Raw genomic sequence first — 25,797 nt, forward strand, 5'->3', positions numbered from 1 at the left:
GATCTGCGGGGTCCGACGATGGACTTATTGCCGGAGCTGTTCGCCGACCTTGCCATCCGGTCGGCCACGCCCCTGAGCCTGCCCGAACACCGGCAGATCGAATTCTTCACGCGCAAACGCGCCCTGCCGACCGCCGAGGACACACCACGCCCACGCGAGCTTGGTCAGGTCGCCAGCGCCTGCACGACATTTCTTCTGCTGCAGGCGGCCGTGACGGCTCATGAGCCGGCCCACGAGGGCCGCACCACCTGGGACATCTACAAGGCATTGCCGCGCAGCAGGGGCGATGAACGTATCGTCAGCGAGATTTTCCGCATCCTGCGCATCATCCGCCAGGTCGCGCTGAACCCCCGGGGTGAGGTGGTGGCGGATGGCGGCCTGCTGCGGCTGATCGGTCCCGTCGCCGACACCTTGCTGGCGCTGAACATCACCTTCACCGGCGTGCGACTCCTGGAATCGGCAGTGGCCTACTGGTTCGGTGCGGCACGCGGCCCCTACAGCCCCGCCTATGTCGAGGCGATGCTGCTGAGCTATTACGGCGATATCATCAATGAAATCAAGAGGTTCAGTGATGAAGGCATTTCGCCTTACCAGTTCCGCGATCCGCTTCAGCTCAACCGCCATCTCCGTCTCGACTGCGACACCGTGCGGGCCCGCCTTGACGGCGAGGTCTGCCATCTCGACATAGCCCCTCCCTACCGCAATACGGCCCGTTTCCCGATCGACGTGTTCGTCGTCATCCGCGACGTGCTGTACATCATCCCGGCCGAGGCGCTGACCGACGCCACCATTGCGGTCGCCGAGTTGCCGCGCTGGCGCGCGCGCCTCGGCGAGGATGGCACGCTGCCGGTGTCCTTCCGCAGTCGCTTCGTGCATGAACCGACGCCCCCCGATCTCAAGTGGTGACCCCCAAGGAGACGCCGATGACCCAAGCCGCCACCCACCTCAAGGTTGCCGTGACGACCAACAGCCTGATCAACATCGATGCCGGGTTTGCCGATGCACGGCAGATCGTTTTTTATGAGGTGACCCGGGACGGGTCAGCCTTCGTTGATGCGGTGAACGTCGCCACGCTGCTGCGCAAGGATCCGGCTCCCGGTGAAAGCGCGAACGATACGCCACCGGTTGTCACCCCGAAGCCGGGCTTCGGGCGCAATGGCGGCGCCTGCCAGATGGCAGCGGATCTTGCCGCCGATTCCGCCAGTGGCGACCTTCTGACGGCACGCATCAAGGCGCTGAGCGGCTGCTCGATCCTGGTCACCCGTGGCATCAGCGACCTTGCCGCCGTCCGCTGCCAGGATGCCGACATCTTTCCGGTGAAGACTGAACGCCTCCATGACATCGACAGCGTGCTCGATCGCCTGCAGACGTTACTGGCAGGACGTCCGCCCCTGTGGCTGCGCCGGGCGCTTCGCGATGCCAACGGACGGGCAGTCCCGCTCGACGATCAGGCACTCTGAGCGCCATCAGGGTAGCCTGCGGCCATCACTTTTCCAGTTTCGACGCACCTGGCCAGGAAAGGCGCTTTCCTGGCCATTATGCGTTGGAGACATAGTCCGTTCCGGCGGGGCCGTTACGAAGCCCCCGGCGTCATCCCTTGCGGAATGACTTATAGCTGAGCTTGTACTTCTCCATGCGCAGGCCCAGCATGCGCCGGGTGAGGCCGAGTTCCTCCGCTGCCTTGCTCATGTTGCCCTTGTGCGCCTTCAGTGCCTCCACGATCATCTCGTACTCGACCGCCTGGATCTTGGCGTCCAGGCCGCAGCCAAACGATGTGCCGGTTTCCTGTGACGTCTGCAGCGAAGGCGGCAGATCGTAGCCATGGATGACACCGCCGCTGGCCAGGATGACCGAGCGCTCGATCACGTTTTCCAGTTCCCGCACATTCCCGGGCCAGTGATAGCTCATCAGCATGTTGAGCGCGGGCGTGGAGATACGCTTGACGTCCTTGCCGCTCTGCCGGGCGATCCGGGCAACGAAATGGTCGGCCAGCGTGATCACGTCACTGCCGCGCTCGCGCAGCGGCGGAATGGTGATCGGAAAGACATTCAGCCGGTAATAGAGATCCTCGCGGAACCGGCCCTGCTGTACCATTTCCGGCAGGTTGCGATTGGTGGCGGCGATCACGCGCAGATTCACCTTGATCGGCTGGTTGCCACCAACCCGTTCAAACGTCTTTTCCTGCAGCACGCGCAGCAGCTTCGCCTGGATCGGCAGGCTGAGCTCGCCCACCTCGTCGAGGAAGATGGAACCGCCATCGGCCAGTTCGAACCGTCCCTTGCGCTGCCCGGCCGCTCCGGTGAAGGATCCCTTCTCATGCCCGAACAGCTCGCTTTCGACGATGCTCTCTGGCAGGGCCGCGCAGTTGAACTTCACGAACGGGCCATCCGCCGAATCGCCTTTGTAATGGATGGCGTTGGCGACGAGCTCCTTTCCCACACCGCTCTCACCCAGGATCAGCACCGTTGCCTTGGTGGTGGCGACCTTCTCGATCAGTTCATAGACACCCATCATCGGCTTTGAATTGCCGATGATGTTGGAAGGATGGAAGCGCTCCTTCAGGGCGGTGCGCAGCCGGCGGTTCTCGCTTTCGAGGCGAACCTTGTCGTTGTTCTCAAGCAAATACAACTCGACCGCCGGCGCGATCATCGAGGCGATGGTGGCCAGAAGTTCCACGTCCTGGCGCAGCAGGCGCCGGCTGGCGTAGACGCGCTCGGCGCTGATGGTGCCCAGCACCTTCTTGGCATGCAGGATCGGCACGCAGAAGAAGGTCCGGTCCAGCGCTGCGGTTTCCATCCGGCTGCGGGTGCGATCGAGGAATCCCGGCTCCTTGCCGATATGCGGCACGACGACCGCTTTTCCCGATTCCACGACCCGGCCGGTAATGCCTTCGCCGAGAGAATAGATGCCGCGCTGCTTCTGCTCCTCGGTCAGCCCGAAGCTGGCATGGATGAAGATCGTCTCGGCCTCGCGGTCATACAGGCTGACCATGCCGCGGACGATCTTCATGCGGTCTTCCATCACGCCGAGAATCAACGTGAGCGCACGTTCGAGATCCTCGGTCTCGGTGATGATCTGGCTGATCTGGAACAGGATCGGCAGCACACTGACCCGGCATTCGCCTGTCGAGCAGCCGGTGAATTCGTCTTTGAAGTCATCGATCTCGATGGCGATGCTGTCGTCTGTCATCCCGCTTACCGCTCCCGTGGATTTGCGCGGCCGCACGTGCCCGTCCGCTGTCGACCGTGCACGCGCAATCTCATGAGCGTCGAGTGGCAATGGTGGATACTCCGATTCTGACGGGATGTTCCGCGGCTGCCGCCGTCGATGGCGACAGCAGCCCATCCTCTGGTGAGTTCGAGAGCGTTGAGTTCGAGAAGGCTCGGCAAGCATGCGGCGTGCCATTCACTGTCGCATGCGCCACCGCGGGCATGACCTGCCCTATGGGCCGACTGCGGCCTGAGATGCTGTTCGCCGAGGAACATTGTCTGCGACAATGCACCGGGATGTACGTTTTGCCAGGGCACGTCTTGCAGGATCGCCACGGTGATCCCTGCCCTGATCGTCTCGACTGGTCTGGCACATCCCTTGCGTTGGCCCCCGGTGAAGCCCAGGAGAGTGGCATGAGGCCGGATGAGATCGCCGCGCTGCGTCAGGATGCCAGTTGCACGCACAATAAGGGGCCCAAATCCGGCTGTGCGCGGCCCAAGCCGGGCGCAACCCAGGGCGGGTGCTGCTTCGATGGCGCCCGCAACGCATTGCTGCCGATCGCCGATGTTGCGCATATCGTCCACGGGCCGATCGGCTGTGCCGGAAGCTCGTGGGACGGACGTGGATCGCGTTCGAGCGGCGCGACGCTGTACCGCATCGGCATGACCACCGATCTCTCCGAGATGGATGTGATCATGGGGCGCGGAGAGAAGCGCCTGTTCCACGCCATCAAGCAAGCCATCGATACGTACCGGCCGGCCGCGGTCTTCGTCTACGCCACCTGCGTTCCCTCCCTGCACGGCGACGATGTCGCCGCGGTGACGAAGGCAGCGCAGGCGCGCTGGGGCGTGCCGGTCGTCGCGGTGGACTGTGCCGGTTTCTACGGCAACAAGAACCTGGGCAACCGCATCGCCGGCGACGCCATGCTGCAGCAGGTGATCGGCACGCGGGAACCCGATCCAGTGCCCCCGCAGGCCCGGCGTGACGGCATCGCGACCCACGACATCAACCTGATCGGCGAATGGAACATCGGCGGCGAATTCTGGAACGTGGCGCCGCTGTTCGACGAACTCGGTCTGCGGATCCTGTGCAGCTTCACGGGTGACGCCCGCTTCCGCGAGGTGCAGACCATGCACCGGGCGGAAGCCAGCATGGTGGTCTGCTCGAAGGCCATGATCAAGGTTGCCCGGACCCTGCAGGAACGTTACGGCACGCCGTTCCTCGAAGGCAGCTTCTACGGCACCGCCGCCACGTCGCAGGCCTTGCGCGGGATGGCAGAGCTGCTCGGCGATCCGGACCTGATCCGGCGGACCGAGGCGGTTATCGCACGCGAGGAAGCCGTGGCGGAAGCGGCACTCGGATTCCTGCGGCCGAAGCTGCAGGGACGCCGTGTCCTGATCTTCGCCGGCGGCTACAAATCCTGGTCGCTGGTTTCGGCGATGCAGGATCTCGGCATGAAGGTGGTCGCCACCGGCACCGAGAAATCGACCGAAGAGGACAAGGCCCGCATCCGCGCGCTGATGGGTGAGGATGCCCGCATGATCGACGACAACGACCAGACCGCCCTGCTGCGCTGCTTCCACGAGCAGCGAGCGGATATCCTGATCGCCGGCGACCGCTACATCTACCCGACGCTGAAGGCGCGCCTTCCCTTCCTCGATGTCGATCACGTGCGCAGCATCGGCTATGCCGGCTACACCGGGGCGGTCGAGCTGGCGCGCAACCTGGCGGTGACGCTGCACAGCCCGGTCTGGCAGCATGCCCGCACACCCGCGCCCTGGGCGCAGGTGGCGGCATAAGGAGGCAGCCATGGCGGACGTCGTTCTCTCCGGCAAGCCCCTGGCCGTGAGCCCGCTGAAGGTCAGCCAGCCGGTCGGGGCCTCGCTGGCGTTTCTTGGTCTTGCCCGCGCGATGCCGCTGGAACATGGCGCGCGCGGCTGCACCTCTTTCAACAAGCTATTCTTCATGCGGCACTTCCAGGAGCCGATCGCCCTGCAGACCACGGCCATGGACCAGGTCACCACGGTGATCGGCGCCGATGGCAATGTGGTGGAGGCCCTGCACACCATCGCCGAGCGCAATGCACCGGAGGTGATCGGCCTCATCACCACGGCGTTGTCGGAAACGCAAGGCGCCGACATTCCGCGTACCGTCCGGCTTTTCCGCAGCACCCACCCGCAGCACGATCCCATTGCCGTGGTGCCGGTCAGCGCCAGCGACACGCTGGGTTGCCTGGAAACCGGCTTCGCCGCAGCGGTCGAGGCGATCATCGCGACGCTGGTGCCCCAATCCCCGCCGACGGTGCGCCGGCCGCGACAGGTCAACGTGCTGGCATCCTCCATGCTCAGCCCCGGCGATATCGAGGCGATCAAGGAATGGATCGAGGCGTTCGGCCTGCAGCCGATCGTGTTGCCCGACATCGGGGATTCCCTGGACGGGCACATGATCGATGCCGGCTTCGCCACCCTTACCTATGGTGGCACGCCGCGCGCCGCGATCGCCACCATGGGGGAATCGCTGGCGACCCTGGTGATCGGCCGTTCGCTGACGCGTGCGGCCGATCTGCTGCATGCACGCACCGGCGTCCCCGACCATCGCTTCCCCGGCCTCACCGGCGTCGAAGCCTGCGACGCCTTCACCCAGACGCTCAGCCAGCTCTCCCGGCGGGCGGTGCCGGAGCGGATCGGACGCCAGCGCGCGCAGTTGCTCGATGCCATGGTGGATTGCCACTTCCAGCTCGGCGGCGCCCGCATCGCCGTTGCCGCCGACGGTGACCTGCTGGAGGTCTTCCTCCGCTTCTTCGGCGGCGCCGGCGCGGAGGTGGTGGCGGCCGTCGCCGCCGCGCGCAGCCGCAGCCTCGCCGACCTGCCCATCGGCCGGGTGGTGGTGGGTGATCTCGAGGACCTGGAGCGGGAGGCACGTGCGGGAAAGGCGGAACTCCTGGTTGCCAATGCGCATGCCGTGGAAACCGCCGCCCATCTCAACGTGCAGTTGCTGCGCGCCGGCTTTCCGTTGAACGACGTCTATGGCGGCCACACCCGGTGCCTGGTGGGCTACCGGGGCAGCCGCCAGGCGCTGTTCGACAGCGCCAACCTGCTTGCGATGCGCCAGCGTGCGGTCGCCCCCTATCGCTCCATCTATTGGCAGGGAACAGCGCGGGACCAGGAGGTCGTTGCCCCGGCCGCCGGGACGCATTGACCCGAAAGGACTCAGATGCTCAGGATTGCTTTTGCTTCCACCGACCGCCGCCATGTCGATCTGCATTTCGGCGCCGCGGTGCGGCTGGTGATCTACGATGTCGCCCCCGGCTATGCCGACCTGGTCGGCGTCGGTGAATTCGTCCCGGCCGAACAGGTCGGCACCGAGGGGCGCACGGGGCTGGAAGGCACCGTCGCCGACAAGGTCGCGGTCAAGCTCGCCTTCCTCGATGGCTGTGCCGCCGTCTATGCCGCCTCGATCGGGGCTTCCTCGATCCGTCGCCTGATGAGCGCGCAGATTCAGCCGGTGATCGTCGACACCGGCCACGACATCGAGGACCTGCTGAACGAGGTCAGCCTCGCTTTGGTCCATGGTGGCCTGGCCTGGGTTGATCGCGCCAAGGCCCGCACCCGCTCCCCTGACCGGTTCGACGCCATGGCCGAGGAAGGCTGGCAGCCAAACGACGACGACCCGCCGTTGCCGCGGGAGAGACGCCAACTGATCACCTCGATCGATGAACTGGCCTGAGCCGATGACACCCCCCCTTTCCCCGGCTCCCCTTTCCACGACACCGTCCGTCGAGGAACGGCGCCGGCAAATCGTCGCCGAGGTCATCGCCGCGGCCCGGCCGGACGTGCAGCGGGATGGTGGCGACATCGAACTGGTCGAGATCGCCGGCGACCGGGTCCGCGTCCGACTGACAGGTACCTGCATCGGCTGCGCCATGGCCGGCCACACGCTCGGCGCCTTGCGCCGCCGGCTGGTGCAGGCCCTGGGCGAGCCGGTGCGCGTCCTGCCCGGCTGACAGCCACCGACCGGAAAACGACGCTCTTCCTTGCCATCCTGCTGCGGCGGAGCGCAGGCACCCCGCCCGGAACCGCTTTCGCCGGCAGCCAGGCAGGGCGGCGAACCGGACCGGGGCTGGCAGTCATGGAAAAGAAGGGGTGTCGCTATTCCCATTCGGATATCGCGCCACTATGGCATACCCCCCCTTTCATTCCAAGTGGGGGATTCCCGCCCCGACAACCATCGCGATGCGGGGATCGATCAGGGGGCCTAGCGGGGCGACAGGATTACCCGGCAGCGTCCCAGGGAGCTGCGCTTCGAACCTGGATCCAGACGGGATTGTTCACCGACCGGTCGATGGCCGCAAGCAGGGCCAGCATGCCGCCATAGCCCGCCAGGGGCAGGCTGCGCTCATGATTGATCTCCAACCATGGAATGCCGGCCTTCATGGCAACGAACTGGCTGTTGGCGCCGCCGAGCACGATGTCGGCTTCCCCCCGCCGCAACAAGGCATCCATGTCCTCGGCCTGCCATCCGTCGAACCGGGGTGTCGCCGTGCCGACCAGTTCGGTGACCTTTCTCCGGTCATCCTCGCTGGTTTTGCCGATCGCGGTGCCACTGACCACCATGCCGATCTCCTTGAGCATGCATGCCACCGACCACGTCTTCGCGCCGCCGCACAGTAGCATCGCCCGCCTGCCTGCCAGGCGGATGCGGTACCGGCCCAGCACTTCGGCAATGCGACGTTCTTCCCGCGCGATCAGTGCTTCCGCCCGATGCGGCAGGTCACGGGGGACACCGCGTTCCACCAGCAGGTGCGACAGCTGCCGCAAGGTGGCAGCGATGTTGCCGGTGCCGTGGAAGCTGCCGTCGATGCAGGGAATGCCGAAATCGGCGTGCATCCGTTCCGCCAGATGCGCCAGCCCCTGCGAACACAGCAGCACCGCCGCCCGCGCCCGATGCGCCATGGCGATGTCATGCAGCCGGCCGTCACCGGTCAGGCTCGCCAGCACACGAATTCCCAACTGCGCGAGCAAGGGGCGAATCTGCGCCAGCTCATCCGCCAGATTGAACTCTCCGATCAGGACAATGTCGGCCTCCATGCAGCGATCGGGCTCGGCCGTGCCGATGACATGCTCCATCAGGATTTCGGCGGCCCGATGCACGCCATAGGGCCGGCTGCCGGCAAAGCCGGGAACATCGACCGGAATCACCGGCCGGCCCCACCGACGCGTCGCGTCCCGGCACACCGGCACGATGTCATCGCCGATCATCGCCGGCAGGCAGGTCTGATAGACGAAGACGGCCGGCGGATCGTGCCGGGCAATGAGCGCATCGATCGCCCGTGCCAGCTTCCGCTCGCCGCCGGCAATGGTGTCCCGCTCGGTAAACCCGGTCGTGAAGCTGACGCGATGCATTCGCGGGCCAGAGGAAAAGGTTGGACGAAACTGCCAGGACCCTGCCTCGCAGGAAGCCGGTCCATGCACCAGATGCGCCACATCGGCAATCGGCTGCAGCGCCATCTTGGCACCGCGGAAAGCGCAGCCGCTCTGCCCCCGACCGGGGATGCGCCGGCAGCCACATCTTCGCGGGCCGGTCTCTGTCGCGCTCATGGGCCTGCGACCTGGCAGTACGGGCACATCTCGCTGCTCTCCTTGCTGATCGTCCACGCCTATGCGCGCTCATGCATCGAAGCAGGCAGCATCTTGCAACGTCCGGGCCAGGCTGAAGCATGGTACGTCGCTTGCATTTCCGGTATCATCTGCTGCGGTGGCGAGCATCAGGGAGCGCAACGATGAACCTGCCCACCCTCTTTCCGTTGCCAACCGGGCCGTTCGCCGGCACGGGCCGTTCGTGCCGACCGGTCACCTCAGTGTCAGCACCCGCGCGATGACCAATGTCATTGCCGGATACGCGCGTCCGGGTCCTGGTGCCGCGCGGGTGGCAGACCCCGCGACAACGGCCTTGGAAGCGGCGCGGTTGCCGTGGATCCGGCCGGGTGTCGTGGTACACGATCCGGCTGAGCTCGTGGATGATCTCCTTGCCGAGTTTGCCCTCGGCCTGCGCAGCCGCGGCTTCAACGTCGTCGGCTGCGTCCAGGACAATAATCGCGGCTCACTGCACAAAAGCCTCGGCTGCGCGCCCCGGATCGAGTACCGGGACCTCGGGACCGGCAGGACGCTCAAGGTCGACCGGCCCGGCGCGGTCGCGTATCTCCGCCAGGCGATGCACGAGAAGGCGGACCTTCTCGTCATGAGCCACTTCGCCGCCTGCGCGGAGGCAACGGGAAGCGTCGGTGTCAACTTCGGATCCGATGTCACCTGCGGAATGCCGCTGCTGACCTCGATTGCCTGGCAATGCATCCAGCGATGGCATAGCTACGCGCGCCAGGACGGGGCGATGATCTCGCCGGATCTCGCCTCGCTCTGGGCCTGGTGGGGGCCGGAACGGCTATATCGCGACCTTGTGCTCGGGGTCACGGAAGCGCCTGTGCGGCGGATCGTCTGCGGCCCGCGCTGGCTCATGGTCGAAGGACCAGCCGGCGTCGGGCTCGCTGGCCTGCCATGCCATCCGCAGGAATTGCGGCCGCGCCTGCCACGCCTGGCGCGACGCAGCCTGCGCGAGCTCGCCGCCATGGCCGAATCCTGGGATCCGCTGGAAACAGCGCTTGGGATCGCCGCCATCAATGCGCATTACAACCGATACGATCTGGTGGCGAAGGCCGGCAACGGCGTGAAGGCGTTCCGGCGGATCACCGGACGCGTGGTCGTGCTCGGGGCCTTTCCCGGGATCGAGGGCATCCTGCCGAACTGCGCCCTGCTGGAGCCCGATCCCCGGCCGGGGCGGTTTCCCGTCACCGCCCTGGACACCTTGCTGCCGGGCTGCGGGGCCGCGGTGATCAATGCCTCGACGCTGGTGAACCGGACCCTGCCGCGCATCCTGCGGCTGGCGCGCAACCGCCCGGTCGCCCTGATCGGGCCGGGAACGCCGATGACGCCGCGGCTTTACGAGTACGGCCTCGAGGTCCTGGGCAGTCTGGTGGTCAGTGATCCGGACGGGCTCGCGGCTGCCGTGCAGGCCGGAGCCACGGCGCGCGAATTTTCCCAGTACGGCCGCTTCGTCCATCTCGCCCGCGCCGGCTGAATCGCCCCCCCGCGCCGCATCAAGGCTGGAACAGGATGCGACCGAGGCGTCGCGCCTTGCGCGAGAGGCGTTGGCAGATGCCGCTTCGTCATATATTTATAGTATATGACGAATGTGAATCGTGGGGTGTGCCCCCCGATCGGGACTGGGTCGAAGGCATCCCCTGCTACAGGCAGCGAGGTTGGGGCTTGTACAATTTTGTGAGAATTCCTTGAGGCTCACCTCATGAAATGAGGTGAGCCTCAAAAAGCATTGTACCATTGCGTGCAAACAAAGTTGCCGAACAAATTATTCCAAATGCCACTTGACGCTTATTAAAATCTCGACATGATTCCCGTAATTCAGGCGTGCAAACCAATTTTGTTTTGCATTCCGGCAAAAATGGGCACCGCGTTGAACCGGATCGGTGCAACGTGCCGGGATCGTTGACCGAGATTTCGCTGGTTGCTCGCAAACGGGTCGTGCGGAGGGGGCTGCCGTCATTGTCCAATCCCGAGCCGGCAGGACGTGCCGGCACGCCCGCCTGGAGCGCCGCGATGGTTCCAAAGGTCCTTCTCTTTCCCGGCTCCGCCTTGCTGGGAGGGGTCATTTTTGCCGCCCCGATGCTGGCCGTCGCCCCGGCCCACGCCGATGACGCCGAGGCAACCGTCGCCGTTCCGCCGGTCGTCGTCACCGGTCAGCGGACCGAGGCCGACGGCAGTGCTGCCGACGGTTACCGCAGTTCGAGCGCGACACTGGGGCCGCTGGGCAAGGCCCCGCTGCAGGACACGCCCTATTCGATCAACGTCACCCCGGGCGCACTGATCGAACGACAGGCGGCGCACACCCTCGCCGATGCGCTGAAGACCAACCCGACCGTGGCACCGCTGCTGAACGCCAACAGCGCCTTCACCATGTCACGCGTGATGGTCCGCGGCTTCACCGCCGCCGACCAGAACGAGCTGCGCGACGGCCTGGTCGACCGCAGCTTCACCCTGCCACCGATGGAAATCGTCGACCGGATCGAAGTGCTGAACGGCATGTCCGGCTTCCTCTACGGGTTCTCGGCCCCGGGCGGCCTGATCAACTACATCAGCAAGCGACCGACGGAACAGACGCTCCTCGACCTCTCCAGCGGCGTCTACAATGGCAGCGTGGCCTATGTGCACGGCGATGCCGGTGGCCGGGTGCCCGGCACCGATGGACGGCTGGGCTACCGCTTCAATGCCTATCAGGAAGCAGGCAGCACCGTGATCGATGGCAGCCAGCAGCGCCGCAGCCTGGTGTCGCTGTCGCTGTCCTACGAAGTCCGACCCAACACGACGGTGTGGTTCGATGTCTGGCATCAGGACATGCAGACCAACGGCCTGCCGACCACGTTCGATGCGCCGAACGGCAACTGGTCGGGCACCGGCACCGCGGTGCCCTCGGCCTCGGCGTTCCGGGCCAACCGGCAATACGGCCAGGACTGGACCTTCAACAAATCCAGCAAGACGCTCGCGGGCGTCGGGCTTGATTCGAAGCTGAACGACATCTTCACCCTGCGCGCTGCCATGCGGTACGGCTACATGTGGCGCAAATATGCCTATGTCGATGCGATCCTGCAGGGCAACACCGGCAACTACCTGGAACGGGCCAATTTCGATTCGCAGCAGACCGAACGTACCGAATCCGCCTATGCGCTGATGGATGCCGCCTTCGACACCGGCCCGCTGCGCCACGAGGCCACCTTCGGCTACACCCATACCCGCTTCTTCTACGAACGCGCGCCGGAGGTCCAAAGCATCCTCGGCCTGTCGAACATCGACAATCCGGTCAGCTTCGCCCAGCCCTCCGTCAGCTTCGCCCCCAACAACAACTTCCAGCGCGTGACGTGGGACAATTTCGTGGTCGCCGACCGGGTCTCGGTCGGCCCCTATGTCTCTCTGCTGCTCGGCGCCACGGCCGCGACGCTGCAGCAGAATGCCTGGGGCAGCGGCAGCGCCATCAGCACATCCAATTATCGCGCCCAGCAGGTCACCCCGAGCGTCGGCATCACAGTCAAGCCGATCCCGGAACTCTCGCTGTACGCGTCGTACATCCAGGGGCTGCAGGCCGGCGACAGCACCACCAGCAGCGCCGCGGTGAACCGCAACCAGGTTCTCGCGCCGAGCGTCAGCAATCAGTACGAAGTCGGCGCCAAGACAACCATCGGGCGGCTGGGCATCAACCTCGCGTTGTTCCGTATCGATAAGGTCAATGCCGAGATCGATCCCGCCGATAGCGTCTACAAGCAGGACGGGCGCGAGATCCACCAGGGCATCGAACTGGTGACGACCGGGCGTGTCAACGATTCCCTCGCCGTGGTCGGCGGCTTTACGCTGATGGATGCCTTCATCTCCAAGGCTTCGGCGGTGCCGGCCAGCGAAGGCAAGACCCCGATCAACGTACCGGAGCAGCAGGCCCGCCTCTACCTGGAATACACCGTGCCGGGCCTGCCCGACCTGACGCTGAGCGGCGGCATGAACTATTACGGTAAGCGGCCGCTGGATACGCTCAACACCGCGTACCTGCCGGCGGCGACCACGTTCGATGCCGGCCTGCGCTACAGCCCCGAAATCGCCGGTCATCGCGTCAGCGCCACGCTGAATGCCTTCAACCTCTTCGACCGCTCCTACTGGATGTATTACCGCAGTGGCGACGGGCTGCTGCTCGGCGCGGGCCGCACCATCACCTTCACGCTGAAGGCCTCGCTGTGAGCCTCCCTGCCCTCACCACGCCACGCACCGGGACCGTGGTGAAGGCGGTGCTGCTGTTTGGGCTGCTGCCTCTGCTGGTGGCATTCCTGTCGCTGCTGATCGGGCGTTACCCGCTTGCACCGGATGCGGTGCTGACCGCGCTGGGCCGGCATCTGTTCGGGTCAGGCCAGACCACGCCGGATGCGGCCGAGGTGGTGGTGGTCACCATCCGGCTGCCGCGGATCGCCGCGGCGCTGCTGGTCGGGGCGGCGCTGGCAACCGCGGGAGCGGCATTCCAGGGCATCTTCCGCAATCCGCTGGTCTCCCCGGATATTCTCGGCGTCGCGGCGGGGGCCGGATTCGGGGCGGCGCTGGCGATCCTGCTCGGGGCGGGGCCGGTGGGGATCCAGGCGGCAGCCTTTGGCGGCGGGTTGCTGGCGGTGACAACGACCTGGTTGATCACCCGCTGGCACGCCGGCGAAGGTGATGCGGTGCTGGTGCTGATCCTCGCCGGGGTCATCGTCGGCACGGTGTTCTCGGCGCTGATAGCGCTGGTGAAGTTCGTGGCCGATCCCAACAACGTCCTGCCTGTCATCACCTTTTGGTTGATGGGCAGCCTGGCGGCAGTCAGCGGGCGTGACCTGCTGGCGGCAGGGCTGCCGGTCGGCGCCGGGCTGGCATGTCTCCTGCTGCTGCGCTGGCGGCTGAACCTGCTGGCATTCGGCGACGAGGAAGCCCGGGCGCTGGGCGTGGAAGTGGAACGGCTGCGCTTCGCTGTGGTGGTCGGCGCCACGCTGATGACCGCGGCGGCGGTGGCCATCAGCGGCGTGATCGGGTTGGTCGGGCTGGTGGTGCCACACGTGACGCGATTGCTGGTGGGACCGGACCATCGGGTGCTGCTGCCCGCGGCCGCGGTGATGGGCGGCACCTTCCTGTTGCTGGTCGACGACGTCGCGCGCAGCCTGGTCGCTGCGGAGATCCCGCTCGGCATCCTGACCTCCCTGATCGGGGCCCCCTTCTTCCTGTCGTTGCTGGGCCGTGCCCGCAACGGGGGAGCAGCCTGACATGTCCGCCCCCTTGCTGTCGGTGGAAGGACTGACCTGCGGCTACCGGGGAAAGGCGGTCACAGCGGCGGCCACCTTCTCGGTCGCGGCCGAGGAATGGCTGTTCCTGCTGGGACCGAATGGCGCAGGCAAGACCACGCTGTTCAAGACCATCCTGCGACTCTTGCCCCCGCTGGGCGGGCGCATCCGCCTCGGCGGCGAGGATGTCGCGTCATGGCCGGCCCGCCGCTTCGCCGCCCGTGTCGGCTACGTGCCGCAGGCGCACCGCCCCCCTTTTCCGTTTCGCGTGCACGAGGTGGTCGCGATGGGACGGGCCGCGCATCTCGGTCCCTTTGCCACGCCCGGCGCGCGCGACCGTACCATCGCCGAGCAGGTGCTGGCCGATCTCGGCATCCATGGCCTGCGCAACGCGGCCTATACCACGCTCAGCGGCGGTGAACGGCAGTTGGTGCTGATCGCCCGGGCCCTGGCGCAGGAGCCGATGGTGCTGGTCATGGACGAGCCCACGGCCAATCTCGATTTCGGCAACCAGATCCGCGTGCTGGCGCATGTGCAGACCCTGGTGGCGCGCACCGGCCTCGGCGTGCTGATGACGAGCCACGATCCCAACCAGGCATTGCTGCACGCGCATCGGGTCGCCGCCCTCGGGCGGGACGGCCGGTTGCAGGTTGGCTCGGCCTCGGAGATCGTGACCCGCACCTGGCTGCGGCGCACCTACGACGTCGATGTCTCCGTGGCCGAGTTGCCGCGTGCCGACGGCACGGTCGCGCGGCTTTGTGTTCCGATGACGACGCCATGAAGCCACAGGTGCAGGATAAAGCCATCTTCTCGCGGCACGGGCGAAGCCGGCGTGCCGCACGAAGCATGGGCGCGACCCTGGGGGCCCTGCTGGCCCTGGCCTGTTGCGGTACAGCCGCCGCCCGCAGCGTCATCGACATGGCCGGCCGCAGCGTCGAGCTGCCCGCCCAGGTCCGCCGCGTCGCCTGCCTGGAAGTGCTGTGCTACCCGCGCGTGTTCATGCTCGGGGCGGAGGCACGGATCGGGCTGATGTACGACACCGCCGCTCCCTGGATGGTGGCCACCAATCCGCAGGTCCGTTCTATCCCCCGCATGGTGGGTGAGCCCAACGTCGAGGAACTGCTGGCCCGCGGCATCGACACGGCCTTCGTCTTCTACGATGCGGGCCGGGTGGTGCCGAAGCTGGCGACAGTCGGCATTGCGGCCCTGGTCTCGCAGCCCGTCGGCCCGCCGCCAGCGACGGCCGAGGCCTTCATTGCCGACACCATGCGCGCGGTGCGGCTGTTCGGCCAGGTGCTGGGCGGCGAGGCGGAAGCACGCGCCGAGGAATGGTGCCGTATTTTCGAAACTCGCATCCGCCGGGTGCTGGCGCGCACGGCGGACATTCCCGCCGCGCAGCGCCCGCGACTTTATTACGTGCGCGGCCCGCAGGCGGTGAACACCCAGGGACGCGGTTCCTACACCTACTGGAGCGGCACGATCGCAGGGGCCTCGATGATTGCCGGTGCCCTGCCGCTGGCCGGGCGCGGCAGCATGGCAATGGAGGACATCCTGCGTTGGGACCCACAGGTGGTGCTGGTCGGCCGGCAATATCCGCTGGCGCTGGTACAGGGCGACCCACGCTGGGCCGATGTCACGGCGGTGCGGGAAGGCCGGGTGCTGTCGACGCCGGAAGGCGTGTTCTACTGGGACGGTGGCCCGGAGAGTGCCCTGCTGCTGACCGAGTTCATCGCCCGCTTGCTGTATCCGGATCGTTTCCCCGATCTCGACATGCGCGCCGAGGTGCAGGAGTACTATGCCCGCTTCTACCGCACCCGGCTCGACGATGCCGCCGTTGGCCGGTTGCTGCGCGGCGAAGCGCCCGATGGCAGCCGGCACAATCCTTTCAACAACTGATGTCGCGGCGATGACCATCCCGGGAGACCTGCCGATCGATGCCCACCCTTGATCTGTCCCTGAGCGGAATGCTGATGCAGACCACCGGCCCGGTGCGGGCGGTGCTCGTGCTGCTGCTGGTCTGCTCGGTGCTGTGCTGGGCGATCATCTTCGAGAAAGTCACGCGGCTGATCCGGCTGCAACGGGAGGCGCGCGGCTTCGAACGCCTGGTGCGCAGCCAGGACGCCCCGGTTCCTTCCACCGGCCTTGCCACCACGCTGCTGGCGACAGCGGCCATGGAAACGGGGCGCCGCCCGGCCGGCGAGACACTGGCGGAACGACGCGAGCGCATCGAACGCACACTGCGCGAGTCCGTGGCCGCGGCGCTGCTGCCGGTCGAGACACGGCTGCCGGTGCTGGCGACGATCGGTTCGGCAGCGCCGTTCATTGGCCTGTTCGGCACGGTCTGGGGCATCATGCACGCCTTCGCCGGGCTGGCGCAGGCCGGCGACAGCAGCCTTGCCGCCGTCGCGCCCGGCATCGCCGAGGCGCTCTCCACCACCGCCATCGGCCTTGCCGCCGCGCTGCCGGCCTCGATTGCCTACAACATGCTGGCCGGCAGCCTCGGCATGCTGGCAAGGCGGCTGGGGCTGGCGGTGGCGGCGCTGGCGCGGCAATCGGCGGAGGCGGCCGCATGATCCTGCCCGATCCCCTCGCCCGCAACGACGACCCGCTGCGCCTGCAGAGCGAGATCAACGTGACGCCGTTCATCGACGTCATGCTGGTGCTGCTGGTGATCTTCATGGTGGCGGCGCCGCTGATGGCCCTGAGCGGCGTGAAGCTGCAACTGCCGCGCACCCAGGCGGCCGCGGTGGCGCCGGCGCAGCCGCTGGTCGTCAGCATGGACCGCACCGGCGCGGTGTTCGTCGGCGACCAGCCGGTGAACCTGGCGGACCTGCCCGCGCATCTGGCCGGCCGGGTCGCCGCCGAGCCGGACCTGGTGGTGCATGTGCGCAGCGATCGCGACCTCGCCTATGGGCAGGTGATGGAATTGCTGGCCCGGATCGGCCAGGGCGGCGTGACAAAGCTGCTGCTGGTCGCCGAGACCGGGCCCTGACGCCGATGTCCCGGGGAGAGGGCTGGGCACTGCTGGCCTCGGGGCTGCTGCATGCGGGCCTGCTCGGAACCTGGCTGGCCCTGGCGGCGCCGGCCCCGAAGCCGGCACGTACGACCCTGGTCGAACTGGCCCCGTCGCAGCAGGAGCCAACCCCGCCGGCGTCCCCCGCCGCGGAGCCGGACCCGGCACCGCTCCCATCCGCGGTACCTCCCCCTGCCCCCCCGGAACCACCGCCCGTCGTGACATCGCCGGAGCCTCCGCCACCAGCCTCCGTGGAACCTGCTGTCACGCCGCCGCCGGAGCCGGAACCTCCGCCCTCCATCGATGAGCCCCCCCTGCCCACGCCGCCGCCACTGATCGCCAGCACGAGCGCAGCCGCCCCCGTGGCCCCCGTGCAGCGGCCGCGCCCACGACCGCCGCGCCGACAGGAAGGCCCGCCCGCCATGCCCGCCACCACGCCGATTGCCGCGCCGGCAGGCCCCTCCCAGCCGCAGGCGGCCGGCACGCCGGCGGCGCCGCCCCACCCCCCTGCCGACTATATCGGCCGGATCCAGGCGCGGCTGCTGGCCGTGAAGCGCTACCCGGCCGAGGCCCGCGCCCGCGGCGAAGAAGGCACAGTACTGCTTCGCTTCGTCCTGGCCGCCGATGGCGAAGTGCTGTCGGCGCGTGTCATCCGTAGTTCAGGCGTGACCTCGCTGGATACGGAAGGCCTCGCCATGATCGCGCGCGCGGCCCCGTTTCCGCCGCTCCCCGACGAGCTGCGTGCCACACCGCTTGCCCTTGCCGTGCCGGTGACATTCTCGCTACGCAGCCGCTGACGACACTGGCCGGGCGCTTTGACTGCATTTTCTTCCTCCGCTGGAGGCTTCGCATCATGGCATCACCGCCTCTGCTCTGGCCCGCCGCCCCACAGGACACGCGCATCCTGTATCTGGCACGCTTCGCGCCGGACGACCCGATCTACACGGTCAAGCCGGAGGGCATCACCCACGGCTATGCCGAGTACCATTTCCGCCTCTACGAGGCCCTGCGCAACATCGGCTATCGCGTCGCCTCCAGCTCGAAGCCCTATGCGGCGCTGATGGCGGGCGGCAATGTCGATTTCGTTTTCTCGTTGCTCAACCGGATGCCCTTGCGCAATCCGGAGTTGCTGGTTCCATCGATCTGCACCTATCTGCGCCTGCCCTGTCTCGGGGCACCGCCCAATATCCGCGCGCTGGCCGAAGACAAGTATCTCAGCAAGCTGGCCTTCTCCGCGCTCGGCCTGCCGGTGGCGCCAGGGCGGGCGTATCTGCCGGGGGCGGAACTGTCACCGCCGGATTTCCCCGGCCCCTATTTCGTCAAGGATCGCTTCGGCGCCGCCTCCGAAGGCGTGACCGAGGCCTCGCTGCAGGACAGTTGGGAAGGTGCGGCACGGATTGTCGGGACCTTCCATACCGCCGGAAAGGAAGCGCTGGTGGAGCGGTTCTGTCCGGGCATCGACGTCACCGTGCCGGTGCTCGGCCATTCGCCCTATCTGGTGCTTGGGCATGTCGCGCCGCGCTCGGACAAGCCCGGCAGCATCCTCACCGCCGATCTCAAGACCGATGACCGGCTGGGCAACGATCTGATCGAACTTGGTGCCGGCACCGAAGCGGCGATCGCAGACGATGTGCGAAAGGTGTGGTCCTCGCTCGGACCGATCGACTATTTCCGCCTGGATTACCGGTGGGACCCGGCGACAGGACAGCGCTTCCTGATCGAGATGAACATTTGCTGCTACCTGGGCATCCGCGGGGCGATCGGACTGGCCGGCAAGGCCCTGGGATATGACCGCACGCAGATCCTGGCGCATGTCGTCGAGTACAGCCTGGCCCGCCAACGTGGCGCCCACGCCCATGATGCCTGGGTGATCTGAGGGCCGCGCGGCGAAGGTACGCGGCCGTACGTTCGGCTGTACAATGTTCGGATTCGTGCAGCCGGAATCCCGTGCGGCCGCGGTTCCGGCTGCCCCATGCCCTGGCACGTTTCTTGATGGGTCCGTGGTGCAGACAGCCTTGCACCCCGCCACATCCTGGATCCCGGGCCATGCTGCACAGCCGGCTGACACTTCTCGACGACGGCATTCCCGCGGCCGCCATCCGTGCCACCGCGCCGCGCCTGTCCACGCTCGACTTCCTCGGGCGCATGCCGGTACCGTTGCGCCATGGCTTTGCCGCCGGGCTGGAACGCGCGGCCGCGGCCGCCGGCGGGCGGCGGATCTGCTTCCTCATGGGCCATGAATGGTACGCCCCGTTTGATGACATGTTACGCGCCGGGCCGCTTTCCGGCGTTCCGCATCTCGTGGTGTCGCCCTTCACCCGTGACCTGCTGTCGCCGCCATTCCAGCAGTTTCTGCGCGCGGCGGGGCACTGTGCCGGCCCCGCCGCGCCGGTGCATCCGGCAGTCGCCGAGGCCGGCCTCGTCGATCCCGAAGGTCTGTTCTCGGTGTTCGCCGTCATTCCCTGGGTATTCCTGATCGACCTGCGCAAGCTGGCCGGGCGGGCGGTGCCGCGGCGGTGGGAAGACCTGCTGGATCCGGCGTATCACCGCCAGATCGTGTTCGGCGGCTGGCGGCGCCCCAGTGACGGTACCTATCCCGACTGCAACGACTTCCTGCTGCTGACCCTGCATCGCCGCTTCGGGGTCGCCGGCCTGCGTGCCTTCGCAGCCAACACACGTGCCATCCTGCACAACACCGCGGCGGCGCGTTTTGCCGGTACCGGCAGCGAACAAGGCGGGGCGATCTCCATCCTGCCCTGGATGCAGGCCGACATGTGCCCCCATCGCGACCGCACCATGGTGGTCTGGCCAGAAGACGGAGCCATGACGATGCCCATCGGTTCTTCGGTTTCCGGCGATCACCGGGGCTGGGTGCAGCCCCTGATCGACTATCTCTCCGGGGATGCCCTGGGACGGTTCCTGGCCCAAAATCGCTACCCTCCCACCTCCGGGCAAATCCCGCAGGTGCTGCCGCCTGGCGCGAAGCTGCACTGGATCGGCTGGGACTACACCCGCTCGCATGACATGACTGAGGAAACCAACGTCGCCATGCGGATCTTCTTCGACGCCTGGGATGCCGGCTGATGCGCGTGGTCACGGTTGCCGGGCCGCCCTCGGTCGGCAAGACATCGCTGTTCCTCAAGGTCGCGGCCCGGCTGCGCGACGATGGCATCCAGGTCGGCGTGGTGAAGTTCGACGCGCTCTCCACCACCGATGACGAGGCTTATGCCGCGCTCGGCCTGCCGGTGCAGACGGGGCTCTCGCGCGGAATCTGCCCGGACCATTTCTTTGTCAGCAACATTGATGATTGCCTCGCCTGGGGCCATCGCGCGGGCTGCGACGTGTTGCTGGTGGAAACGGCCGGGCTGTGCAACCGCTGCTCGCCGCATATCCGTGGCGTGCTGGCGGTCTGCGTGGTGGACAACCTCGCCGGCATCCACACGCCGCGCAAGATCGGGCCGATGCTCCGCCTCGCCGATGTCGTGGCCATCACCAAGGGCGACATCGTCTCCCAGGCCGAACGCGAGGTCTTCGCCTACAATGTGCGGCTTGCCAACCCGCGTGCCCCGGTGGTGTGGTGCAACGGCATCACTGGCCAGGGCGCGGTCGACCTGGCCTTCCGCATCCGCTCCGCCCCGCGCATCGAGACGCTGGAAGGACAGCATCTGCGCTTCTCCATGCCCTCCGCGATCTGCCCTTACTGCGTCGGCGAAACCGCGATCGGGGAGACGTACCAGCGCGGCAATGTCCGCAAGATGACCTTCGGGGAAACCCCATGATGCCGGACCTGCCGACCTCCCTCGGTCAACCGTTGGGACGGCTGCTGCAGGCATCGCCGCGCATCGCTGCCTTCCTCGACGGGCTGGGCTTTGGCGAGCTGCCGACGGACCTGCCGGCAGAGCTGTGGATCGCGCGCCTGCCACAGGCGACGCTGTTGGATGTGGGCCTCGATCGCGAACAACTCGCCGGCCATCTGCGGCTTCTGCTGGAGTCCGCCGCCGCGCCGCCCGATGCCATGCAGGAAGCCATCCACACGTTGACCATCCGCGGCGGACACGGCAAGGACGGGACGGAGGAACCCACGGATCTCGTCATCCGGGCCGGCGAGATCGTCTGCGTCGTCGGGCCCACCGGCGCGGGCAAGAGCCGCCTGCTCGCCGACGTGGAATGCCTGGCCCAGGGCGATAGCCCAAGCGGGCGCCAGGTGCTGCTGAACGACGCCGCGCCGACCGCGGACCTGCGCTTCGCCTCCGACCGCAAGCTGGTCGCGCAGATCTCCCAGAACATGAACTTCGTCGTCGATCTCAGCGTGGGTGACTTCCTGGCCATGCATGCGGCCTGCCGGCAGGTGGATGCGGGCAGCGACGTGGTCGAGCGCATCATCGCCGTTGCCAACACGCTGGCCGGAGAACGTTTCGGCCCAGGAGTATCCCTGACCCAGCTAAGCGGTGGCCAGGCCCGGGCCCTGATGATCGCCGATGCCGCGCTGCTGACCGCCTCGCCGATCGTGCTGATCGACGAGATCGAGAATGCCGGCATCAACCGTCGCCAGGCGCTGGACCTGCTGGTCGCGCGCGACAAGATCGTGCTGGTTTCCACCCACGATCCCCTGCTGGCGCTGATGGGCCAGCGCCGCGTGGTGGTCCGTCAGGGGCGCATCGCCGAGGTGATCAGCACCAGCGACGCCGAACGTCAGGTGCTGCGCCGGCTTGAGCAGGTCGATTCGACGCTGGCCTCGCTGCGCGACCGGCTGCGCCGGGGGGAGCGGATCGAGGATCCTGCCGAAGCATCGTTTGCGTGGTTGTGACCGGTCACGACCGGGACGGGAAAAGCCGTTCTCTCCGCGGAACCGGCGGGACGGCCGCAGCGCCGGCAGTCCTGCCCGGCCTGAACCCGCCGGCAACGCGCCCGGACGGCGCAGGCTTCATTCACGCCGGGCGTCTCGTTCGGCCAGCCCCTTGATTTCCATCAACTGCTGCTGCACGGCCACTTCCATGACGCGTGCGGCCTCGGCGAGAATGGCGGCCAACCGCCCCAATCCTTCCTGCGGCGTGAGCGTCCCGTCTTTCACCAGCAACTCGGTGGCGAGCGCCCGGGCCCTCAGTTTCTCGGATTGCCGGATCAGGTCGGTGTCGGATTCGGGTGTCATGGCGGCCCCGTTTTGCACGGAGACTGACGCCGGGCCAAGCGATTCCGGTCATGACACGGTCGGCAGATCACGCAGTCGTGCCCCGATCGCGACGGAAAATCCCGTCGCCGACACCGCAGGAGAACGGACTGAACGGTGGAAGCGAGCCGTGCGCCAACGGATCACCCGATGACAAGTGGAATCCCATAGCTCACGAATCCTCCGCCAACGGCGGGATCATCGAATCCAACGGAAAGTCCGCCGGCCGCCCCCAGTTCCGTGACGGCCACCGGGGGGCCACCGGGGGCAACGCTGACCTGCAGGGTCGCGGGCGGAATGGCCTGCGTCGTGCTGCCGAGGCTGAAGGTTGCCGTGTCGGAGCCGACCACGAATTGCGCGCCATAGCCCAGCGGATCACCGGTATCGACGGGAGTCTCGGTGACGTTGGCGGCGACTGGCGGCGCGACCAGGGTCGCCTCGTCATAGTCGATGAAGCGCAATTCCTGGCTGGCGGGGGCGGCGAGATAGGTCGCGCCGTTGGGGCCGGTGTAGGCCAGTTGAACAACCAGGTCCGGGCTCTGATAGAGCAGCGTCTGTTGGGGTGGAATGTCGGCACTGCTGTCGGCCGGAATGTCGACCATGGAAGACTCCTGGGATGCGAATACACGTCACTCGACACATGCCAATACAACACAAACATAAATCGCGCCAATTCCACAAAATTGGTGCATAATATGCCATCATATGCTACCATAACTTTATTTTAATTCTTTAATATAAGCGCATAGCAACCATAAATATTGAATCATTTATACGCCCGTTCCACGCCCTGCGCCGCCCACCCTGCGCGCGAGTGATGACCGCATCCTCCTCTTGCAGCGCTATTGCGAAGCCGGCGTATCGCCCGGAGAATGTGCCCAAAGAGGCAAGGCGGGCCGGGTCGGTCCCGGCCCGCCGCATGCCGAAAAGATGAAGAAAAGCCGCCATGCCGGCCCGCGTCACGGGGCGGCGGCGGCATCGTGAGAGGAGGACTCCGGTGGCACGGGTTTATGTCGTCGGCACAATGGACACCAAGGGCGAGGAACTGCGCTACGCCGCCGCCTGCCTGCGCCGCGCCGGCGCGGAAGCGGTGGTGGTGGATGTCAGCACGCGCCCGCACGGCGCCGCCGGTGCCGACGTGACCGCGGCCGAGATTGCCGCGCATCATCCCCAGGGAACCGGCGCGGTGCTCGGGCTGGGCGACCGCGGCGCCGCGGTCTCGGCCATGGCGGAGGCGCTGAGCCGCTGGCTGCCGGCGCAGACCGATATCGGCGCGGTGCTCGGCCTGGGCGGATCGTGCAACACCGCCCTGGTGACCCAGGCCATGCGGGCCCTGCCCATCGGCACGCCCAAGCTGATGGTCAGCACTGTCGCCGCGGGCAACGTGGCGCCCTATGTCGGCCCGGTCGATCTGGCGCTGATGTATTCGGTGGTGGATGTTGCCGGCATCAACGGCATTTCCCGGCGGGTGATCGCCAACGCGGCCCATGCCGCTGCGGGCATGGCGCTGCATGCCGCCCCGCCGGCCGATGCGGCGGAGAAGCCCGGCCTCGGCATGACCATGTTCGGCGTCACCACCACCTGCATCACCCGGCTGCGGGAGATGCTGGAACCGGGCTACGAATGCTATGTCTTCCACGCCACCGGCGCGGGCGGACAGAGCATGGAGAAGCTCGCCGAATCCGGGCTGGTGGCGGCGCTGCTCGACATCACCACCACCGAGGTGCCGGATTACCTGGTAGGCGGCGTGTTCCCCTGCACCGAGGACCGTTTCGGCGCGGCCATCCGCACCCGTCTGCCCTATATCGGCAGCGTCGGCGCTGTGGACATGGTGAATTTTGGGGCCCGGGAAACGGTGCCGGCGCGCTTCGCCGGCCGCCATCTGCATGTCCACAACCCGCAGGTGACGCTGATGCGCACCACCCCCGAGGAAAACCGGGCGATCGGCCACTTCATCGTCGAACGGCTGAACCGCATGGAAGGACCGGTACGCTTCCTGCTGCCGCTCGGCGGCGTCTCGGCGATCGACGTGCCCGGCCAGCCCTTCCATGACCCGGATGCCGACGCCGCGCTGTTCGACACGATCCGGGCCGGCTTCGTCCCTACCCCCACCCGCCGACTGGTCGAGGTCGAGGCCGCCATCAACGACCCCGCCTTTGCCGATGCCGTGCTCACCGCCTTCCGGGAGATCGTCTGATGCCCCGCTTCACGCGCAAGGAATTGCTGGAAAAGTTCCAGGCAATGGTGGCCCGCCGCGAGCCGATCATCGGCGGCGGCGCCGGAACCGGCCTGTCCGCCAAATGCGAGGAGGCCGGCGGCATCGACCTGATCGTGATCTACAATTCCGGCCGCTACCGCATGGCGGGGCGCGGTTCGCTGGCGGGGCTGCTCGCCTATGGCAACGCCAATGACATCGTCAAGGAGATGGCCCGCGAGGTGCTGCCGGTGGTGCGGCACACGCCGGTGCTGGCCGGGGTGAACGGCACCGACCCGTTCGCGATCATGGACCACCTGCTGGACGAGCTGAAGGCGCTCGGTTTCGCCGGGGTGCAGAACTTCCCGACGGTGGGGCTGATCGACGGGAATTTCCGGGCCAACCTGGAAGAAACCGGCATGGGGTTCGCGCACGAGATCGACATGATCCGGCTGGCCCATGCCAAGGACATGCTGACCACACCCTATGTGTTCAGCGCCGAGGATGCGGTGGAGATGGCGCGGGCCGGCGCCGACATCCTGGTGCCGCATATGGGCCTGACCACCGGCGGCGCGATCGGCGCGCAAACCGCGCTGAAGCTGGAGGATTGTCCGGCACTGATCGATTCCTGGGCCGAGGCAGCGCGGCGGGTACGACCCGACATCATCGTGCTCTGCCACGGCGGCCCGATCGCAACGCCCGAGGATGCCACCTACGTGCTGCGCAACACGAAGCTGTGCAACGGCTTCTACGGCGCCAGCTCGATGGAGCGCCTGCCCACCGAACAGGCGCTCACCGGCCAGACCCGTACGTTCAAATCCATCAGCTTCTGAGGTTCCGCCATGACCCGCGCCTACGCTTCCGCCGTCCTGGACGCACCGGTCGAGACCGTCTGGGGTCTGATCCGTGACTTCAATGCCCTGCCCGCCTGGCATCCCGTCATCGCGCGCTCGGAGATCGAGGACGGGCGCGCCGCCGATGCCGTGGGCTGCGTGCGCCGCTTCTGGCTGCAGGATGGCAGCATGGTGCGCGAGCGCCTGCTCTCCCTCGACGACCGGCAGACCAGTTTCTCGTACGAGTTCGTCACACCGGCCTTTCCGGTGCAGAACTATCTCGCGCGGGTGCGGCTGGCGCCGGTGAGCAGCACCGGGCAGACCTTTGCCGAATGGGAAGCGACCTTCGACGCGACGCCGGAGGAAGCTGACAAATACGCCGACATCATCGCCAATGGCGTGTTCCGGACAGGATGGGAAGGACTGCAGCGGCTGCTGGCGGAACGCCGCGGGACGGATGATCCCACACCGTAA

General features: G+C 67.0%; 25 protein-coding genes. 21 read left to right on the top strand and 4 right to left on the bottom strand.

The window, feature by feature from the left end; all coding sequences use genetic code 11:
- Nucleotides 1-18 precede the first annotated feature (18 nt).
- Together NBY65_RS01390 and NBY65_RS01395 are read left to right on the top strand one after the other, a co-directional pair.
- Nucleotides 19-906, top strand: a complete 888-nt coding sequence (locus NBY65_RS01390) for a hypothetical protein (protein ID WP_150038950.1) — start codon at nt 19-21, stop codon at nt 904-906.
- Nucleotides 907-923: 17 nt separating this feature from the next.
- Nucleotides 924-1,460, top strand: coding sequence for a nitrogen fixation protein (locus tag NBY65_RS01395; protein ID WP_150038952.1), 537 nt, complete (start codon nt 924-926; stop codon nt 1,458-1,460).
- Nucleotides 1,461-1,590: 130 nt separating this feature from the next.
- Here NBY65_RS01395 and NBY65_RS01400 read toward each other — a convergent pair whose 3' ends face one another.
- On the bottom strand, nt 1,591-3,405 hold the full coding sequence (locus NBY65_RS01400; RefSeq protein ID WP_239002643.1) for a sigma-54 interaction domain-containing protein: 1,815 nt from the start codon (nt 3,403-3,405) through the stop codon (nt 1,591-1,593).
- Between the two features lie 218 nt (nt 3,406-3,623).
- On the opposite strand from NBY65_RS01400, the gene nifE reads away from it, so the two are divergent.
- The 4 genes from nifE to NBY65_RS01420 are packed head-to-tail and all read left to right on the top strand — an operon-like array spanning nt 3,624 to nt 7,213.
- Nucleotides 3,624-5,009 (top strand): nitrogenase iron-molybdenum cofactor biosynthesis protein NifE, encoded by a 1,386-nt coding sequence (gene nifE / locus NBY65_RS01405; RefSeq protein WP_150038954.1) that lies wholly within the window; start codon nt 3,624-3,626, stop codon nt 5,007-5,009.
- A gap of 10 nt (nt 5,010-5,019) precedes the next feature.
- A complete protein-coding gene (gene nifN, locus NBY65_RS01410; RefSeq protein ID WP_150038955.1) occupies nt 5,020-6,408 on the top strand; it encodes a nitrogenase iron-molybdenum cofactor biosynthesis protein NifN in 1,389 nt (462 codons plus the stop codon).
- 15 nt (nt 6,409-6,423) lie between these two features.
- The gene (locus NBY65_RS01415; protein ID WP_150038957.1) at nt 6,424-6,936 is read left to right on the top strand and encodes a NifB/NifX family molybdenum-iron cluster-binding protein; all 513 of its coding nucleotides are present in this window, start codon (nt 6,424-6,426) and stop codon (nt 6,934-6,936) included.
- Nucleotides 6,937-6,940: 4 nt separating this feature from the next.
- Nucleotides 6,941-7,213 (top strand): NifU family protein, encoded by a 273-nt coding sequence (locus NBY65_RS01420; RefSeq protein WP_150038959.1) that lies wholly within the window; start codon nt 6,941-6,943, stop codon nt 7,211-7,213.
- Nucleotides 7,214-7,481: 268 nt separating this feature from the next.
- Here the strand turns inward: NBY65_RS01420 and NBY65_RS01425 are convergent, their stop codons facing one another.
- A complete protein-coding gene (locus NBY65_RS01425) occupies nt 7,482-8,807 on the bottom strand; it encodes a nitrogenase component 1 (protein WP_150038961.1) in 1,326 nt (441 codons plus the stop codon).
- A 277-nt stretch (nt 8,808-9,084) separates the two neighbouring features.
- On the opposite strand from NBY65_RS01425, the gene NBY65_RS01430 reads away from it, so the two are divergent.
- From NBY65_RS01430 to NBY65_RS01485, 12 genes are all read left to right on the top strand, one after another.
- On the top strand, nt 9,085-10,338 hold the full coding sequence (locus NBY65_RS01430) for a Rossmann-like domain-containing protein (protein WP_150038963.1): 1,254 nt from the start codon (nt 9,085-9,087) through the stop codon (nt 10,336-10,338).
- 536 nt (nt 10,339-10,874) lie between these two features.
- Complete coding sequence (locus NBY65_RS01435) at nt 10,875-13,055, top strand: TonB-dependent siderophore receptor (protein WP_150038965.1); 2,181 nt, start codon at nt 10,875-10,877, stop codon at nt 13,053-13,055.
- Complete coding sequence (locus tag NBY65_RS01440; protein ID WP_203330355.1) at nt 13,052-14,098, top strand: FecCD family ABC transporter permease; 1,047 nt, start codon at nt 13,052-13,054, stop codon at nt 14,096-14,098. The genes NBY65_RS01435 and NBY65_RS01440 overlap by 4 nt, the downstream gene beginning before the upstream one ends.
- A 1-nt stretch (nt 14,099) precedes the next feature.
- Nucleotides 14,100-14,897: an ABC transporter ATP-binding protein gene (locus NBY65_RS01445; protein ID WP_150038967.1), complete on the top strand. Its 798-nt coding sequence runs from the start codon at nt 14,100-14,102 to the stop codon at nt 14,895-14,897.
- Between the two features lie 65 nt (nt 14,898-14,962).
- Nucleotides 14,963-16,012, top strand: coding sequence for an ABC transporter substrate-binding protein (locus tag NBY65_RS01450; protein WP_162530375.1), 1,050 nt, complete (start codon nt 14,963-14,965; stop codon nt 16,010-16,012).
- Nucleotides 16,013-16,050: 38 nt separating this feature from the next.
- Nucleotides 16,051-16,689 carry a MotA/TolQ/ExbB proton channel family protein gene (locus NBY65_RS33765; RefSeq protein WP_150038971.1) on the top strand — a complete coding sequence of 213 codons (639 nt, stop codon included), beginning with the start codon at nt 16,051-16,053 and terminating at the stop codon, nt 16,687-16,689.
- Nucleotides 16,686-17,108: an ExbD/TolR family protein gene (locus tag NBY65_RS01460; RefSeq protein WP_150038973.1), complete on the top strand. Its 423-nt coding sequence runs from the start codon at nt 16,686-16,688 to the stop codon at nt 17,106-17,108. The genes NBY65_RS33765 and NBY65_RS01460 overlap by 4 nt, the downstream gene beginning before the upstream one ends.
- 5 nt (nt 17,109-17,113) lie before the next feature.
- Nucleotides 17,114-17,926: an energy transducer TonB gene (locus NBY65_RS01465; RefSeq protein WP_250265616.1), complete on the top strand. Its 813-nt coding sequence runs from the start codon at nt 17,114-17,116 to the stop codon at nt 17,924-17,926.
- Between the two features lie 56 nt (nt 17,927-17,982).
- Entirely contained in the window at nt 17,983-19,005 is a 1,023-nt protein-coding gene (locus tag NBY65_RS01470; protein ID WP_150038977.1) for a D-alanine--D-alanine ligase family protein, read from the top strand.
- A gap of 170 nt (nt 19,006-19,175) precedes the next feature.
- Nucleotides 19,176-20,213, top strand: coding sequence for an ABC transporter substrate-binding protein (locus NBY65_RS01475; RefSeq protein ID WP_162530376.1), 1,038 nt, complete (start codon nt 19,176-19,178; stop codon nt 20,211-20,213).
- Nucleotides 20,213-20,908, top strand: coding sequence for a GTP-binding protein (locus NBY65_RS01480; RefSeq protein WP_150038981.1), 696 nt, complete (start codon nt 20,213-20,215; stop codon nt 20,906-20,908). Before NBY65_RS01475 ends, NBY65_RS01480 begins: the two co-directional genes overlap by 1 nt.
- Nucleotides 20,905-21,936, top strand: coding sequence for an ATP-binding cassette domain-containing protein (locus NBY65_RS01485; RefSeq protein ID WP_239002645.1), 1,032 nt, complete (start codon nt 20,905-20,907; stop codon nt 21,934-21,936). The genes NBY65_RS01480 and NBY65_RS01485 overlap by 4 nt, the downstream gene beginning before the upstream one ends.
- Before the next feature lie 117 nt (nt 21,937-22,053).
- Here NBY65_RS01485 and NBY65_RS01490 read toward each other — a convergent pair whose 3' ends face one another.
- A complete protein-coding gene (locus NBY65_RS01490) occupies nt 22,054-22,278 on the bottom strand; it encodes a hypothetical protein (protein WP_150038983.1) in 225 nt (74 codons plus the stop codon).
- A gap of 161 nt (nt 22,279-22,439) precedes the next feature.
- Nucleotides 22,440-22,898, bottom strand: coding sequence for a hypothetical protein (locus NBY65_RS01495; protein ID WP_150038985.1), 459 nt, complete (start codon nt 22,896-22,898; stop codon nt 22,440-22,442).
- Nucleotides 22,899-23,293: 395 nt separating this feature from the next.
- Between NBY65_RS01495 and NBY65_RS01500 the strand changes: the two genes are divergently transcribed.
- The 3 genes from NBY65_RS01500 to NBY65_RS01510 are packed head-to-tail and all read left to right on the top strand — an operon-like array spanning nt 23,294 to nt 25,797.
- Complete coding sequence (locus tag NBY65_RS01500) at nt 23,294-24,493, top strand: Tm-1-like ATP-binding domain-containing protein (protein ID WP_150038987.1); 1,200 nt, start codon at nt 23,294-23,296, stop codon at nt 24,491-24,493.
- On the top strand, nt 24,493-25,323 hold the full coding sequence (locus tag NBY65_RS01505) for a phosphoenolpyruvate hydrolase family protein (protein ID WP_150038989.1): 831 nt from the start codon (nt 24,493-24,495) through the stop codon (nt 25,321-25,323). Before NBY65_RS01500 ends, NBY65_RS01505 begins: the two co-directional genes overlap by 1 nt.
- Before the next feature lie 9 nt (nt 25,324-25,332).
- Entirely contained in the window at nt 25,333-25,797 is a 465-nt protein-coding gene (locus NBY65_RS01510; protein WP_150038991.1) for an SRPBCC family protein, read from the top strand.

This window comes from Rhodovastum atsumiense, from assembly GCF_937425535.1.
GTDB classification, from domain to species: Bacteria; Pseudomonadota; Alphaproteobacteria; order Acetobacterales; family Acetobacteraceae; genus Rhodovastum; species Rhodovastum atsumiense.